This is a genomic window from Amycolatopsis sp. NPDC059235, from assembly GCF_042754125.1.
GTDB classification, from domain to species: Bacteria; Actinomycetota; Actinomycetes; order Mycobacteriales; family Pseudonocardiaceae; genus Amycolatopsis; species Amycolatopsis albidoflava.
Window position 1 is genome coordinate 1 of the sequence record NZ_JBHZAG010000096.1, and the last position, 14,791, is coordinate 14,791.

Annotated in this window: 15 protein-coding genes and 1 rRNA gene; 7 read left to right on the plus strand and 9 right to left on the minus strand. The window is 69.8% G+C overall.

What is annotated here, in order from left to right; translation table 11 throughout:
- Nucleotides 1–92: ribosomal RNA gene (gene rrf / locus ACFXI3_RS39410) — 5S ribosomal RNA — on the plus strand; the annotation flags it as partial.
- A gap of 797 nt (nt 93–889) precedes the next feature.
- Here the strand turns inward: rrf and ACFXI3_RS39415 are convergent.
- The 4 genes from ACFXI3_RS39415 to lipA form a co-directional block, all read right to left on the minus strand.
- Entirely contained in the window at nt 890–2,089 is a 1,200-nt protein-coding gene (locus ACFXI3_RS39415; RefSeq protein WP_378406600.1) for an Ig-like domain-containing protein, read from the minus strand.
- A gap of 135 nt (nt 2,090–2,224) precedes the next feature.
- Nucleotides 2,225–3,094: a patatin-like phospholipase family protein gene (locus tag ACFXI3_RS39420; RefSeq protein ID WP_344268450.1), complete on the minus strand. Its 870-nt coding sequence runs from the start codon at nt 3,092–3,094 to the stop codon at nt 2,225–2,227.
- 432 nt (nt 3,095–3,526) lie between these two features.
- Nucleotides 3,527–4,195, minus strand: coding sequence for a DedA family protein (locus ACFXI3_RS39425; protein ID WP_378406602.1), 669 nt, complete (start codon nt 4,193–4,195; stop codon nt 3,527–3,529).
- A 94-nt stretch (nt 4,196–4,289) separates the two neighbouring features.
- The gene (gene lipA, locus ACFXI3_RS39430; RefSeq protein WP_378406604.1) at nt 4,290–5,291 is read right to left on the minus strand and encodes a lipoyl synthase; all 1,002 of its coding nucleotides are present in this window, start codon (nt 5,289–5,291) and stop codon (nt 4,290–4,292) included.
- A 127-nt stretch (nt 5,292–5,418) separates the two neighbouring features.
- On the opposite strand from lipA, the gene ACFXI3_RS39435 reads away from it, so the two are divergent.
- The 4 genes from ACFXI3_RS39435 to ACFXI3_RS39450 are packed head-to-tail and all read left to right on the plus strand — an operon-like array spanning nt 5,419 to nt 9,278.
- Nucleotides 5,419–6,327, plus strand: coding sequence for an ABC transporter ATP-binding protein (locus tag ACFXI3_RS39435; RefSeq protein WP_378406606.1), 909 nt, complete (start codon nt 5,419–5,421; stop codon nt 6,325–6,327).
- Nucleotides 6,324–7,097 (plus strand): ABC transporter permease, encoded by a 774-nt coding sequence (locus ACFXI3_RS39440; protein ID WP_378406608.1) that lies wholly within the window; start codon nt 6,324–6,326, stop codon nt 7,095–7,097. Before ACFXI3_RS39435 ends, ACFXI3_RS39440 begins: the two co-directional genes overlap by 4 nt.
- 34 nt (nt 7,098–7,131) lie before the next feature.
- Nucleotides 7,132–7,827, plus strand: a complete 696-nt coding sequence (locus tag ACFXI3_RS39445; protein ID WP_354751054.1) for a response regulator transcription factor — start codon at nt 7,132–7,134, stop codon at nt 7,825–7,827.
- 17 nt (nt 7,828–7,844) lie between these two features.
- Nucleotides 7,845–9,278, plus strand: a complete 1,434-nt coding sequence (locus tag ACFXI3_RS39450) for a sensor histidine kinase (RefSeq protein WP_378406610.1) — start codon at nt 7,845–7,847, stop codon at nt 9,276–9,278.
- Here the strand turns inward: ACFXI3_RS39450 and ACFXI3_RS39455 are convergent.
- Together ACFXI3_RS39455 and ACFXI3_RS39460 are read right to left on the minus strand one after the other, a co-directional pair.
- A complete protein-coding gene (locus ACFXI3_RS39455; protein WP_378406612.1) occupies nt 9,259–10,203 on the minus strand; it encodes an oxidoreductase in 945 nt (314 codons plus the stop codon). The two genes, ACFXI3_RS39450 and ACFXI3_RS39455, sit on opposite strands and share 20 nt — an antisense overlap.
- A gap of 19 nt (nt 10,204–10,222) precedes the next feature.
- On the minus strand, nt 10,223–10,744 hold the full coding sequence (locus ACFXI3_RS39460; RefSeq protein ID WP_378406614.1) for a hypothetical protein: 522 nt from the start codon (nt 10,742–10,744) through the stop codon (nt 10,223–10,225).
- Between the two features lie 133 nt (nt 10,745–10,877).
- Between ACFXI3_RS39460 and ACFXI3_RS39465 the strand changes: the two genes are divergently transcribed.
- Together ACFXI3_RS39465 and ACFXI3_RS39470 are read left to right on the plus strand one after the other, a co-directional pair.
- A complete protein-coding gene (locus ACFXI3_RS39465) occupies nt 10,878–11,498 on the plus strand; it encodes a TetR/AcrR family transcriptional regulator (RefSeq protein ID WP_344268426.1) in 621 nt (206 codons plus the stop codon).
- A gap of 25 nt (nt 11,499–11,523) precedes the next feature.
- Nucleotides 11,524–12,459, plus strand: a complete 936-nt coding sequence (locus ACFXI3_RS39470) for an LLM class F420-dependent oxidoreductase (protein WP_378406616.1) — start codon at nt 11,524–11,526, stop codon at nt 12,457–12,459.
- A 72-nt stretch (nt 12,460–12,531) separates the two neighbouring features.
- On the opposite strand, the gene lipB is transcribed toward ACFXI3_RS39470, so the two are convergent.
- Genes lipB through ACFXI3_RS39485 form a run of 3 tightly spaced genes read right to left on the minus strand, consistent with a single transcriptional unit; the run spans nt 12,532 to nt 14,776 of the window.
- Complete coding sequence (gene lipB / locus ACFXI3_RS39475) at nt 12,532–13,275, minus strand: lipoyl(octanoyl) transferase LipB (protein ID WP_344268420.1); 744 nt, start codon at nt 13,273–13,275, stop codon at nt 12,532–12,534.
- Nucleotides 13,272–13,901 (minus strand): phosphatase PAP2 family protein, encoded by a 630-nt coding sequence (locus ACFXI3_RS39480; protein ID WP_378406618.1) that lies wholly within the window; start codon nt 13,899–13,901, stop codon nt 13,272–13,274. Before ACFXI3_RS39480 ends, lipB begins: the two co-directional genes overlap by 4 nt.
- Nucleotides 13,898–14,776 carry a TIGR01777 family oxidoreductase gene (locus ACFXI3_RS39485; protein WP_378406620.1) on the minus strand — a complete coding sequence of 293 codons (879 nt, stop codon included), beginning with the start codon at nt 14,774–14,776 and terminating at the stop codon, nt 13,898–13,900. The genes ACFXI3_RS39480 and ACFXI3_RS39485 overlap by 4 nt, the downstream gene beginning before the upstream one ends.
- Between the last annotated feature and the right edge of the window lie 15 nt (nt 14,777–14,791).

The window sequence follows — 14,791 nt, forward strand, 5'->3', positions numbered from 1 at the left end:
CGCCCGGTCCCATTCCGAACCCGGAAGCTAAGCCTGACTGCGCCGATGGTACTGCAACCGAAGGGTTGTGGGAGAGTAGGACACCGCCGAACTTACTTTAAGGAAGTCTGGGCCCCGGTCGAGAACCCGCAGCGGTTCTCCCGGGGCCCAGACTCATTTCCAGGCCCGTCAAGGCCCGAACCCCCGCCGGGGTTCGGGCCTTCGTCATGTCCGAGCTATCCCTGAGGTCCCGTCGGAACCTCGCTCGGCCTCTCGCCGCGCCAGCGTGCTTCACGTTGCCCGCAGGCGATACAGGCCGGGTTTCTGTCTGGCGGCGGAATCACTGCCGCGGGTGCTCCGTGCCTCGAGAAGGCGTGGGGGGATGAGCCAGCAGGACCGACCGCGGAGATCTCCCTGCCATCTAGTGCAGGCGCGCCGACACGAGGGGAACGCGGCCAGTTGCCGGAAGCGGATGCGCGCAGCGAGGGAACTCGGCCAGCATCGCCGCAAGCGGGAAAGGCAGCCCGTGGCGGGCTTGATTTCATCGCCCGAAGCCGAAGCCGAAGCCGAAGCCGAAGCCGAAGCCGAAGCCGAAGCCGAAGCCGAAGCCGAAGCCGAAGCCGAAGCCGAAGCCGAAGCCCGACTCAGCGGCGGGCGGCCCGGACCCCAGGCAGCACCGGACCGGCCGGCAAGCTGGGCCAGCTGGGGCGGCCGGGTCAGCTGGGCAGCCGAAGTCCAGGCAGCTTGGCCCCACACCCCCGCGCGTGGTCCCGAGGCAACGCGGGCACGACCTGACTCCGCCGATCCTGGCCTGGGCAACGAAAAAGGTGCCGGAGCACGAAGCTCCGGCACCTCTCTCTGTCGAACCGCTAAGTCGAACCGAACCCGGTCCCCGTCCTGGTCGCCGGCCTTACTGGGCCGAGCCCTTCTGCCAGTCGGTCCAGGACTTGGACCAGTCGCCGTACAGGTCCCACACCGGCAGCTGCGGGCCGCCCGAGTTGGTGACCTCTACGACGTCGCCTAGGCCGAAGTTGTTGAAGAACCACTCGGCGTTGGCGGCGTTCAAGTTGATACAGCCGTGCGAGACGTTCGAGCTGCCCTGCTGCCCGACGCTGTTCGGGTTCTCGTGGACGAACTCGCCGTCGTTCGAGATGCGCTGCGAGAACTTCTCGTTCGAGCGGTACGCCTTCGGGTCCGGCGGGCACACGCCGTACGTGCAGGAGTCCATCGTGTAGTTCGCCTGCTTGTCCGAGATGACGTGCGGGCCGAGGTGCGTGGGCGTCGCGTCCTTGCCCATCGAGATCGGCATCGACTTCACCATCGAGCCGTTGTGGAAAATCTGCATCTGCTCGCTGTTGCCGTCGGCTTTGGCGATCCACGAATCGTGCACCTTGTACGTTTCGGTGCGATCGTCCGCTCCGTACACGCCATTTCCGAAATCGACGCCGTAAATCTTCGCGGTCACCGTGAGCGTGGTGCCCGGCTTCCAGTATTCCTTCGGCCGGTAGTGGACGTTCTTGTCGTCCATCCAATACCAGCTGCCTTCCTGCTTCGGCGACGACTCGACCGTGAGCGCCTTCTCCACGGCCGCCTTGTTCTTCACCGCGGTGCCGAAGCTGAACACGATCGGCTGGCCCACGCCGACCCCGGTGCTCTTCACCGCGCCGGGGGCCGGGATCAGGTTCGCGTTCGCCTGCTTCTTCGGCGACAGCGTGGTCACCTGGCCCTGCTGTTCGACGGATTTCCCGTCCGCGCCTTGGGCATGCGCCTTCACCTGGTAGGTGCCGCCGTAGCCGAGGACCTCGGTGGTCGTCCAGCTGAGCTTGTCCGCCGCGAACTCGCCCGCGACGGGTTTGCCTTTGGAGCTCGTGACCGTGACGTCCGTGAGCTTCCCGTTCGCCGCCTTCACGACGATGGGCGTGCTCGGGCTGATGCCGGACGCGTTGGCCGGTTCGATCGACACCGAAGCCGGTGTCGCGGTCTGGCTCGACCCGCCCGGCGCACCGGGCGTGCCAGCGTCGCTGCCGCCGTCCCCGGAGGAACAAGCGGAAAGCAGCAGGGTCGCCGCGAGAATTCCGGCAACCGGAAAAAATGTCTTCTTCGGGAACATTATGTCTCTTTTGTGAGGGTCGCGGACCGGCAGGGTTCAACTGCAAAACTACGCGATCGGAAAGACGCCCTGACCGGTGGATCGGTGCATTGGGGTGACGCGGATCACTCTCGCGATTTCGGGCCGCCGAGCGGATCAGGGACGCAGCAATCCGGGGGCTCCGTACAAGCCCGGGCCGTCGACGATGAGTTCCTTCAGATGGTCCCGCGCGGCGTGATACGCCTGCGACGCCAGATCGTCGGTGCGAGAGAAGTCCAGCGGGCTCACCTGGACCGGCGCGGGACCCGGCAGGTAGACGACCGGCACCTTCCGGGCGGCGGCCGGCGCTTCCAGCACGGCCTGATTGCGCATGCTGATCATCGCGGTGAACATCATGACCTCGGCGAACGTCCGCGGCGCGCCGGGCATTTTGCCGGGAAACGCGCAGTCCAACACCACCAGCGACTTCGCGCCCATGCTCAGCGCCTGTCGCATCGGGACATTGGCGACCAGGCCGCCGTCGTAGAGAAGACGGTCCTCGTACGGCACCGGCGGGTAGATGCCCGGGATCGCGCAGCTCGCCAGGAGCGGTGCCTGCAGCGGGCCTGAGGTGAGAAGAACCGGCTCGGCGGTGTCGACGTCGGTGGTGACGACGCCCAGCGGCAGCGCCATGTCCTCGAACCGGCTGCCCGCGCCGAGGTGATCGTCGATGATTTTGGCGAGGCCGGTGTTGGGGAACAGGTGGGTCTTGCTGTGCCGGAGAGTCCGGACCTGGCTGAGGACGCCGCCGGGGAAGGCTTCGGCTTTGGTCATGTGCGCCCAGATGTCGCGGAGGCGCCCGAGCCGGTCGTCGCCGGGCAGGGAGAGCACCGCGGCGTTCAGCGAGCCGACGGACGTGCCGACCGCCAGATCCGGCGTGATGCCCGCTTCGTCCAGGGCTTGCAGCATGCCCACCTGCAACGCGCCGAGGCTGCCGCCCCCGCCGAGAACGAACGCGACCGGCTTCGGGAGGTCTAGTGCCTGCATACGGTCGAATCTAATTCGCGAACGGGACCTCGGGTGGGTGACTTCGGGTCTGGGGCGGGGGTGGGGTGAGTGAGGTTCGCCGCTTCTCTCGCTGACGGGCTGGGCAGGCGGTCGCGGGGCGGGTGGATGAGGAACGTGGCTTGCCTGGGCCGGGGCGGGAAGGCGTGGGTGAATGGGGCGGACGCATGCGTTGACCGGCCGGGCGGGCAGGCCGTGCGCGACGCGGATCGGAGGAGGCGCCCGGCGACGGGAGCGTGGCGGCCCCGCTGGTTCGGCCCGGAAGCCGGGAGGGCGGGTGAGCTGGGTGGGCGGATGCGGTGGCCAGTCAGCCGGGTGGGCTAGTGCAGGCAGAGGTGAGCCGGGCAGTGCGCGGGCGGAGAACACTCGGCTTGCCTGCCCGGCACAGCCAGGCAGCCCGCCGGACCCGCCGAACTAGTTGCCGGTGCGAGCAGGCTCCTCCGGCTGTTCGTCCGGAGAACCCGTCACGCCCAGTGCCTTCCGTTTCTTCAAGCGCAGCAAGAAGAACACCAGCACCCCCGCCACGAGCGCGGCCACCACGAGGAACCCGGTGTTCATCGCGCTCTCGACCTGCTTGGCCGCCTCGCCGAGCGCCGCGCCGAGGCTGATGTGCACCAGCGACCAGCAGAACGCGCCAGCCGCGGTCGCGGGGAGGAATTTGCGGAACGGCAGGTTCGAGGCTCCCGCGGCGGCTGGCGTCAGGGTGCGCAGCACGGGCAGGAACCGGGCGAAGAACACCGCCCACGCGCCTCGGCGTTCGAGGACTCCGGTGGCTCGGTCCCAGGCGTCCAGGCCGTACTTGCGGATGAGCTTCGTCTCCCGCAGGCGCGGTCCGAACTTCCGGCCGAGGACGTAGCCGACCGAATCGCCCAGTGCCGCGCAGACGGTGACCACCACCCACAGGGTCAGGAAGCGGGGCACGGACGTCGCCGTGGTCGCCGCGATCAGCAGGCCCGATTCGCCGGGGGCGATGAAGCCCAGGCCGATCGTGCACTCGGCGAACACGAGCCCGCCGGCTGCCGCGACGAGACCCGGTTGGGGGAGTGCTTGCAACCAGTCGAGGAGATCCGTTACTAAAGCCACACCATCACTTTACTGATTCTTGGGAATCGGGTGCCACGTTCGGGGGACAGCAAAGGGCCCCGGTGCGTAACCGGGGCCCTTCGGCGAACGGGGGTCAGCGGGACAGCAGGCTGCTGGCTTCCTGCGCGGCCGGTCCTTCGGCGGTGAGGTGGGCCAGGTTTTCCGGCAGTTCTTCGCCGCGGTGGGCCTTGGTCTGGGCGTAGAGCCGTCCGGCGCGGTAGGACGAGCGGACCAGCGGTCCCGCCATCACGCCAGGGAACCCAATAGCCTCGGCGGTTTTCGCGTGTTCCACGAATTCTTCCGGCTTGACCCAGCGGTCGACCGGGTGGTGCCGCGCGGACGGCCGCAGGTACTGGGTGATCGTGATGATCTCGCAGCCCGCGTCGAAGAGCTCCTGCAACGCGACACTGACCTCGTCGGGGGTTTCGCCCATCCCGAGGATCAGGTTCGACTTCGTCACCAGCCCGGCCGCGCGGGCCTGGGTGATGACGTCCAGCGAACGGGCGTAGCGGAAGCCGGGACGGATCCGCTTGAAGATCCGCGGCACGGTCTCGACGTTGTGCGCCAGCACCTCGGGACGGGAACCGAACACCTCAGCCAGCTGGTCGGGCTCGGCGTTGAAGTCCGGGATCAGCAGTTCGACGCCGGTGCCGGGGTTCAAGGAGTGGATCTGGCGGACGGTTTCGGCGTACAGCCAGGCACCGCCGTCAGCCAGATCGTCGCGGGCGACACCGGTGATCGTCGAGTACCGCAAACCCATGGCCTGCACCGATTCGGCGACCTTGCGGGGCTCGGTTCGGTCCAACGCAGCAGGCTTGCCTGTGTCGATCTGGCAGAAATCGCAGCGCCGCGTGCACTGGTCACCACCGATCAGGAACGTAGCCTCGCGGTCTTCCCAGCATTCGTAAATGTTGGGACAACCAGCCTCTTCACAGACGGTGTGGAGGCCTTCGCGGCGCACCAGGCCTTTGAGTTCGGTGAATTCGGGACCCATCCGCACCCGGGTCTTGATCCACGACGGCTTCTTCTCGATCGGCGTCTCGCTGTTGCGCACCTCAAGCCGCAACAACTTCCGCCCCTCCGGTGCAGCACTCACGGGCTCCACCCTACGCCGAGGTTTTCCTGTGAACCGGGCCCGATCAACCCCCGGGACAGCCGGAACGCACAGGGTTCTCCCAGAAGCTCTCCGGATTCCCCCGGACCGTCCCGGCACGCTCGCCGGCATGACAGCGATCGAAGTACGCGGGCTCACGAAACGCTACGGGCCCGACACCGTGGTGGACGATCTGTCGTTCACCGTCGAGCCCGGGCAGGTCACCGGGTTCCTCGGGCCGAACGGGGCGGGCAAGTCCACGACGCTCAAGATGATCACCGGTCTCGCCGCGCCTTCTCGCGGTTCGGTGACGATCGGCGGGCTGCGTTACCGGGACCTGCCGGTTCCGCTCACCGAGGTCGGCGCGCTGCTCGACGCGGGTGCGGTGCACGGGGCACGCAAGGCGCGCGACCATCTGCTCGCGCTCGCGGCGAGCAATCGGCTTCCCCGGCGCCGGGTCGACGAAGTGCTCGCCCGTACCGGCTTGGAGAGCGTGGCCGGACGAAGAGCGGGCGGATTCTCGCTCGGGATGCGGCAGCGGCTCGGGCTCGCGGCCGCGCTGCTCGGCGATCCGCGGGTGCTGATTTTCGACGAACCGGTGAACGGCCTCGACCCCGAGGGCATCCGCTGGATCCGGAACTTCATGCGCTCGCTCGCCCGCGAAGGCCGTGCGGTCCTGGTGTCCAGCCATCTCATGAGCGAGATGGCGCAGACCGCCGACCATCTGGTGGTCATCGGCCGGGGAAAGCTGCTCGCCGACACCACGACCCACGAGCTGGCCGGCCAGGAGGGGACGGTGCTCGTCCGCACCTCCGATCCGGACGGGTTCACGCGGCATCTGGTAGCCGCCGGGGCCGGTGTGCGGGACAGCGCCGGGCGTGCGCTGGTCGTGTCCGGTCTGACCAGCGACGAGGTCGGGAAACTGGCCGCCTACCACGGGGTCGCGCTCAGCGAGCTCACGCCGCAGCAGGTTTCGCTCGAGGACGCGTTCCTCGCGCTCACCGAAGACAGCGTCGAGTACCAGGGGGCCGCGGCATGATGATCTCCGGAGCCCTTAGGTCGGAGTGGATCAAGCTCCGCAGTCTGCAATCCACCTGGTACACCATGGGCGGGCTGTTCGTCGCCGGGATCGGCATCACCGCGCTGGCGACGGCTTCGGCGGGTGCCGAGTACGCCAAGGCGACGGCCGCGGAACGCGCGGCCTGGGACCCGACTGGCCTCAGCCTCAAGTCCTTCATCATCGCGCAGCTGATCATCGGGGTGCTGGGCGTTCTCGTCGTCACGTCGGAGTACGCGACCGGCCTGATCCAGTCGTCGCTCACGGCAACGCCGCGGCGGTCGCGGCTGCTCGCGGCGAAAGTGGTGCTCGCCGCCGCGGTCGCCGTCGTGGCCGGGCAGGTGCTGATGTTCGCCGCTTTCCTGATCGGGCAAGGGTTTCTCGCCGGGCAACAGTTGCCGCACGCGAGCCTCGGCGATCCCGGGGTGTTCGGCGCTGTGGCGGGCGGCGGGCTGTACCTCGCCGCGATCGCGCTGCTCGCGGTCGGCCTCGGCACGCTGATCCGGGCGACCGCGGGCGCGTTGGCCGCCCTCGTCGGCATCGTGCTGCTGGTGCCCGCGGTCGCAGGCGCCTTCCCGGACTGGATGCAGTGGCTGTTCACGTTCTGGCCGTCCAAGGGCGCGGCGGCGATCTTCTCCGTCAAGCTCGATCCGGCGTACCCGGACCCGTGGCTCAACCTCGCCGGTCTGTACGCCGGAGTGGTTGTGGTGCTGGCAGCGGCTTTCGCGGCCTTCCGGCGGCGGGACGTGTGACCGCGGTCTCCGTACGCTGGCTTCCATGGCAGTGATGACGCCCGCGCGTCTGCTGGTGGTCGACGACGAGGCGACCGTGCGGGAGCTGTTGTCCGCGGCGCTGCGGTTCGCCGGGTTCGAGGTGAGTTCCGCGGCGACCGCGGGCGAAGCGGTCGCCGCGGCCGACGGGGAGCCGCCTGACCTGGTGCTGCTCGACGTGATGCTGCCGGACGCGGACGGTTTCGAGGTCGCCCGGCGCTTGCGCGAACGGCATCGGCCCGGCCGGAGCGGGCCGGTGCCGGTGCTCTTCCTCACCGCCCGCGACCGGCAGGCGGACAAGGTCGCCGGCCTCTCGCTGGGCGCCGACGATTACGTCACCAAACCGTTCGACCTGGAGGAGCTGATCGCCCGCATCCGCGCGATCCTCCGGCGCACACAAGGACACCAGGAGGTGGTGACGGTGGGCGAGCTGGTGCTCGACGCGGAAGGCCACCAGGTCACGCGGGCCGGGCAGCCGGTCCGCGTCTCCGCCACCGAGTTCCGCCTCTTGCGGTACCTGATGGAGAACGCCGGGCGCGTGGTGTCGAAGGCGCAGATCCTCGACCGGGTGTGGCAGTACGACTTCGGCGGCGACGCCAGCATCGTCGACACGTACATCTCCTACGTGCGGCGCAAGGTCGACACCGGCGAGCCCAAACTGATCCACACCGTGCACGGCGTCGGTTACGTGATGCGGGAACCGCGGCGGTGAGGCATCCGCTGCGCCGGATGTCGTTGCGCACCCGGCTTCTGCTGATCACCGCGGGTCTGTTGCTGGCCGGGCTCACGCTGATCAGCGCCGTCGTGTCGGACAGCCTGGAGCGCTACCAGCTCGACCGGATCGACACCCAGCTGCGCGGTTTCACCGAACTGGTCGCGCGGGTGCCGGCCGGAGTCCTGCCCGCCGGCGACCCCAGGACGACATCGCTCGATCCGGCGCTGGACCTCATCGGCGCCCCGTACGTGCTCTACCTGGACGCGAACGGCGCGGTGACCGGCGGGATCCATTCGTCGCGGCTGGCGGCGGAAACCCTGCCCTCGCCCGAGGATCTGCGGTCGCTCCCGGTGCACGGCGCGCCAGCCGACCTGCGGGCCGGTTCGGAGCGCTGGCGCGCGGTCGCGGCGCCGGCGCCGGGCGGGACCGTGATCGCGGCGGCTCCGCTCGCCGAGGCGGACGCCCTGATCTCCCGCCTGCGGCTCAGCAGCGTGCTGACCGGCTCCGCGCTGCTCGTGCTGCTGACCGGTGCCGGCTGGTTCGCGCTTCGCGGCGGATTGCGTCCGTTGCGCCGGATCGAGCACACCGCGGCGGCGATCGCCGGCGGCGACCTCAGCCGCCGGGTGCCCGGAATCGCCGCGCCAGGAACGGAAATCGGGCGCTTGGCGGTGTCGCTCAACACCATGCTCGGACAGCTGGAGCGCGCCTTCGCCGACCGGACCGCCTCCGAGGCGCGGATGCGGACGTTCGTCGCGGACGTCAGCCACGAACTGCGCACGCCGCTTTTCGGGATCAAGGGCACCGCCGAGCTGTACCGGATGGGCGCGCTCGCCGAACAGTCCGATGTGGACGAAGCCATGCACCGGATCGACCGGGAGGCGGTCCGGCTCGCCGCGCTCACCGAGGACCTGCTTTTGCTTGCCCAGCTTGACGAAGCTCCGGAAGCGCAGCTCGACCGCGCACCGATGGACCTGCGCACGCTCGCCGGCGACGCCCGGCACTCGTTGCGCGCGCTCGACCCGTCGCGGCCGATCGAACTGACCGGCCCCGGCGGCGAGGGCATGCCCGGACCGGCTCCGGTGAACGGCGACGAGGCGCGGCTTCGGCAGGTCGTCACCAACCTCGTCGGCAACGCCGTCGCGCACACTCCGCCGGGGACCGCGGTCCGCGTAGGGGTCGGGACGGCTGGCGGCCGGGCGGTGCTGGAGGTGGCTGACGAAGGCCCGGGAATGACCGCGGCGCAAGCGAAACGGGTCTTCGACCGGTTCTACCGCGCGGACCGTTCCCGGGCCAGGACGGCAGGGGCGGACGCGGGTCTCGGGCTGGCGATCGCCCGTTCCCTGACGCGGGCGCACGACGGCGAAATCGAACTGGAGACCGCCGTGGGCGAGGGTGCGTGCTTCCGGATCGTGGTGCCGCTGCTGCAGCTCAGCGCGGATCGGGAGTGACGCCGGTCAGCTCGGCGGTCAGCTCCCACAACGTGGTCCCGGCTTCCGGATTCCGCGCCGGCGCGAGGGTCCGCACCTTCGTCGGACGGCCGCGCGCGACGAAGACCGGCCCGATGTAGTCGCCGCCTTCGATGCCAGGGGCGGTCGCGGCGTACAGCTGCGGCAGCGCGCCTCGTTCGACGCGTTGGGCCAGCAGCATTCCGCCGAGCTTGCCGACTTCCCGAAGTGCCGTGCGTACCAAGGGATTCTGGTACGAACTCGCCATGTTCGTGGTCAGGCCGGTCGCGCTGTAGCCGGGATGCGCCAGCACGCTGAGCACAGTGGAATCCGCCGCGCGGAGGCGTCGGTCCAGTTCGATGCCGAAGGTTTGATTCGACAGTTTCGCCTGGCCGTACGCGGCCGCCGCACGGTATGGGCGGCGTTCGGCGTTCGGGTCGTCCAGGTGCAGGTGCGCGCCGAAGGCGGCGACGCTCGACAGCGTGACGACGCGGCCGGCCGGTGCGCCGCGCAGGGCGGGCATCAGCAGCCAGGTCAGCGCGGCGTGTCCGAGGTGGTTCGTGCCGAATTGCAGCTCGAAACCGTCCGCGGTGCGGCCTTGTGCGGTGGCCATGACGCCGGCGTTGTTCATCAGCACGTCCAGCGCGTCGCCGGTGAGTTCGCGCACCGCCGCGGCGGCATTCCGGACGGACGCCAGGTCGGCGAGGTCCACGCGGACGAGTTCGGGTTTGGCACCCGAAGCCGCGGCGCGGACCTGGTTGAGCGCGGTTTCGCCGCGCTCGGGCGAGCGGCAGCCGAGCAGCACGCGGGCGCCGTGTGCGGCGAGGACTTCCGCCGAACGCAGGCCGAGGCCGGAGTTCGCTCCGGTGATCAGGACGGTCCGGCCGCTCTGGTCGGGGATCCGGGCCTCGGTCCAGCGTTCGTTCATCGGGTCAGCTAACTACACGTCAGGCGCTCGGTGCGAGCAGACGCATCAGATGCCCGACCGGGCCGCGCCTGCGGACCGGGCCGGCGTCTCCGGCGCGCAGCAGCGCGTCGAGCGTGCGTCCGACCTTGACGATCTCGTCGGCCGGTTCGCCAGGTTCGGCGAGACCGGCGGTGAGCGCCAGCGTGTGCAATTCGATGCGGTGCAGCGGTTCCAGCGCTGGGCAGCGCGCCAAGGCGCCGTCCAGCACAGTGCGGAGGTCTTCGTGGTCGTGCTGCGCCTGCCGCCACGCGCGGGTGACGGCGTCGACCTGGTCGCCGGGCAGATCCGCCTCGTCGGGATCGGCGAACTCGGCCCGCAGGTAGCCGCTGAGCAGCTGCGTCCACTTGTACTGCAGTGCCAGCAACAGGTTCTCTTCGGTGCCGAACTCTTCGGCGGCACCCGGGATTTCGGCCAGCGAAAGCGGCGCTTGCGGTGCGCGCCTCGCCTGGCGGACAGCGGCATCGAGGATCTCTCGCCGCCGGTAGAAGTCGGTCCAGCTCATGGTTGTGGCTCCCCTTCCGTGACCCGGGTCATACTGCCGGTCTGCGGCATACTCCCGGTACGGACCTGACGCAGCCAACATACCACGGGTATGGTCCGCCAGGCCCCGGCGTAAGGTTGTGAGCGTGCCGACAATGAGGTCCAGACGACTCGACTACTCCGAGTCGACCCGCTCCGCCCTGGTCGACAGCGCGGTCGAACTGTTCACCAAACGCGGGTACGCGGGTACCTCGCTCGACGAGGTCGCCAAACGCGCTCGCGTCACGAAAGGCGCGCTGTACCACCATTTCAGCGGAAAGCAGGCGCTCTTCGAAGCCGCCTTCGAACAGGTGGAAAGCCTGGTCTACGACCGGCTGCAGAAGATCATGACCGGCGACGGCGAGCCGTGGGAGCGCGCGATGGGCGGGCTGCAGGCGTTCATCCGCAGCTGCCTCGACCCGTCGTACCAGCGGATCGCCATCCACGAGGGTCCGGTCGTGATGGGCTGGGAGCGCTGGCGCGAGGCCGAGGAACAGTCCAGCTTCGGGCTCGTGCGGTCCGGGCTTCAGCTGCTCGTGGACGCGGGCGAGGTGGAGCCGGTGCCGGTCGACCTGACCGCGCGGCTGCTGTTCGGCGCGCTGTCGAGCGCGGCCACCGAGATCGCGGGCGCGGCCGACCCGAAGAAGGTCGGGGCCGAGATCGAGGACGTCATCATGCGGATGCTGTTCCGGCTGCGCCGTCCGGCAGGCGACCAGGAGCGGCCCGCCGCAGGCTGAGCGGTTCGCCGTTAGGCTGGCGGACATGGACTTGAGGATCTTCACCGAACCCCAGCAGGGGGCGAGCTACGACGACCTGCTGCGGGTCGCGCGGACCACTGAGGCCGCGGGCTACGACGCGTTCTTCCGCAGCGACCACTACCTCAAGATGGGCAGCGCGGACGGCCTTCCCGGGCCGACCGACGCGTGGATCACCCTCGCCGGCCTCGCCCGCGAGACCGAGCGGGTCCGGCTCGGCACGCTCGTCACCGCGGCCACCTTCCGCCACCCCGGCCCGCTCGCGATCTCGGTCGCGCAGGTGGACCAGATGTCCGGCGGGCGCGTGGAATTCGGCATCGGCACCGGTTGGTACGACGACGAGCACACCGCCTACGGCCTCACCCTGCCGCCGCTCAAGGAGCGCTTCGACCGCTACGCCGAGCAGCTCGCGGTGATCACCGGCCTGTGGAAGACCCCGGCAGGGGAGACGTTCTCCTACTCCGGCGACTACTACACGCTCGCCGACTCGCCCGCGCTGCCGAAGCCCGCGCAGTCGCCCGCGCCGCCGGTGATCATCGGCGGCGGCGGCAAGAAGCGCACCCCGGCGCTGGCCGCGCAGTACGCCGACGAGTTCAACCTGCCGTTCGTGGACGCCGAAACCGCGCTCGCGCAGTTCGAGCGCGTGGACGCGGCGGCGGAGGCGATCGGCCGCAACCCCAAGGAAATCCTGCGTTCGGTCGCGCTCGTGCTCGCGGCGGGCCGGGACGAGGCCGAGGTCGCGCGCCGGGCCTCCGCGATCGGCCGGGAGACCGACGAACTGCGGGCCAACGGCCTGGCCGGGACCGCGGCGGAGATCGTGGACCGGATCGGGCAGTGGCGGGAGAAGACCGGGATCACCCGGCTGTACCTGCAGGTGCTCGACCTGTCCGACCTCGACCACATCGAGTTCGTGGCCAGCGAAGTCGCACCCCAGCTCGACTGAGCCGCCGAAAAGCCGTGAAGGGAACCCTGAGGGACTCAGAGTCCCTCAGGGTTCCCCTCACGGACAGCTGGGTCAGTTTTGCAGGGCGAAGGTGACGCCGGGGGCCTTCGGGGCCTCCGGACGCGGCAGCCAGCGGTCGTCGCTCACCGGCAGTTCGCCTTCGAGCGCGGCCAGCACCAGTTCCTTCGCCAGCGGCAGCACCTCGGCGACCGGGACGTCGCGCTGCAGTTCGTACGACAGCGAGGTGACGCCCGCGTCGCGGATGCCGCACGGCACGATGTTGTCGAACGCGGCGAGGTCGGCGTTGCAGTTCAGCTCGAACCCGTGCATCGTCACGCCGCGCTGGACGCGGATGCCGATCGCGGCGATCTTGCGCTCGATGCCGCGTTCGTCGGCCGGGATCCAGACGCCGCTGCGGCCCTCGACGCGGCCGGTGCGCACGCCGAACCGGTCGCACACCGCGATCAGCGCCTCTTCCAGCCGCCGCACGTAGTGCATGACGTCGATCGGGTCGGCGAGCTTCAGGATCGGGTAGCCGACCAGCTGGCCGGGGCCGTGCCAGGTGATCTTGCCGCCGCGGTCGACGTCGATCACCGGGGTGCCGTCGGACGGCCGGTCCTCGGGTTCGGTGCGCTTGCCCGCGGTGTAGACCGACGGGTGCTCCAGCAGCAGCATGGTGTCCGGCCCGGTCTCGTCCGCGCGGGCGGCGAGGATCTCCCGCTGCAGGTCCCAGGCCTCGGTGTAGTCGATCGTCCCGACCTCGCGCACGACCAGGGGTTCGGCGGCGATGCGACAGCTTGCGCTCGAAGAACTCACCCGTCGAGGCTACGCCTTCCGCCCGCCGGAAAGGGGATCAGCCGGAGTGCGGTCGCTGACACCAGCCCCACGCCGAGCACCGCGAGCACGGCCCCGACGGTGTCGGTCACCCAGTGCACGCCGAGCACGATCCGGCAGGCCGCGGCCAGCACGGTCGCCGCGGCGGAAATCCAGATCGCCCACCGTGCGAGCCGCGGGCGGAGCCAGGCGCAGAGCAGGACCACGACCAGTCCGGTCGTCGCGACGGAAACGACGTGGCCGCTGGGGTAGCTCAGATCCGGGTACACGCGTGGCCGCTGCCGCTGGAACACCGGCTTGAACGCCAGGCTGGTCAGCCGGCAGAGCAGAAGGACCACGGCAAGCCGCACGCACAGCGAAAACTGTGACCGGTCCCGCAGCACGATCGCCAGCAGCACCACACCGAGCACGTACGGCAGAACCGGGCCGAGGACGTTCGTCACCACGCCCGCGACCTGCCCGGCCGGGCGGGTGTCCTGTCCCTGCAAGGCCAGAGCGACCTCGACGTCGAGCTGCAGCGGCTGCCGGTCCACCAGGAATCCCAGCCAGAGGAAGGCCGCGAATAGCACCACCCCGGTGACGATCCACCGGACGCGCGGCATCGTCACGTCGCCGCGGCGAGCGCGCTGTCGACGGTGCGGTGCCGGAATTCGTAACCGCTCGCCTCGAGCTTCCGGGGCACCGCGCGCTGTCCGTACAGCGCCATCTCTTCGGCGGCCTGGCCGAGGGCGATCTTCATCGCGATTTCCGGCACCCACCACGGCGCGGGCCGGTGCACGGCGTGGCCGAGGGCGTGGGTGAATTCGGCGTTGGTGACCGGGATCGGGCCGGTGAGGTTGACCGGGCCGGACAACGAGTCGTGCTCCAGGATGTGCACGAGGGCACCGATTTCGTCGTCCAGCGCGATCCACGGCATGTACTGGCTGCCGTCGCCGAGCCGTCCGCCGAGCGCGAAGCGGAAGAGCGGACGCAGCACGTCGAGCAGGCCGCCTTGCCGCGCGAGGACGAGGCCGGTGCGGATCGAGACCACCCGGGCATTCGTCGCCGCGGCGGTCGCGGCCTCCCATTCGGTGCACATTTCGGCGAGGAAACCGTTGCCCGCCTTGGTGTTCTCATCGACCACAGTGGACCCGGAGTTGCCGTAGTAGCCGACGGCGGAGGCGTTCACCAGCACGCCGATGCCGTGTTCGGCCACCGCTTCGGCGAGCACTTCGGTCGGCTCCACGCGGCTGTCGAGCAGCTGCTGTTTGCGCATTCCGCTCCAGCGGCCGGGCAACAGCGGTGCGCCGCACAGGTTCACCACCGCGTCGATGCCGTCGAACGCGCCGTCGTCGATCCTTCCCGACGGCGGGTCCCAGCCGCTCTCGTCGGAAGCCTGCGCGGTGCGCCGCACCAGCCGGCGCACTTCGTGCCCGGATTCGCGCAGCCGTCCGGTCAATGCGGTGCCGAGGAGACCGCCGGAGCCCGCGATGAGTACCCGCATGCCTCTGATCGTGTC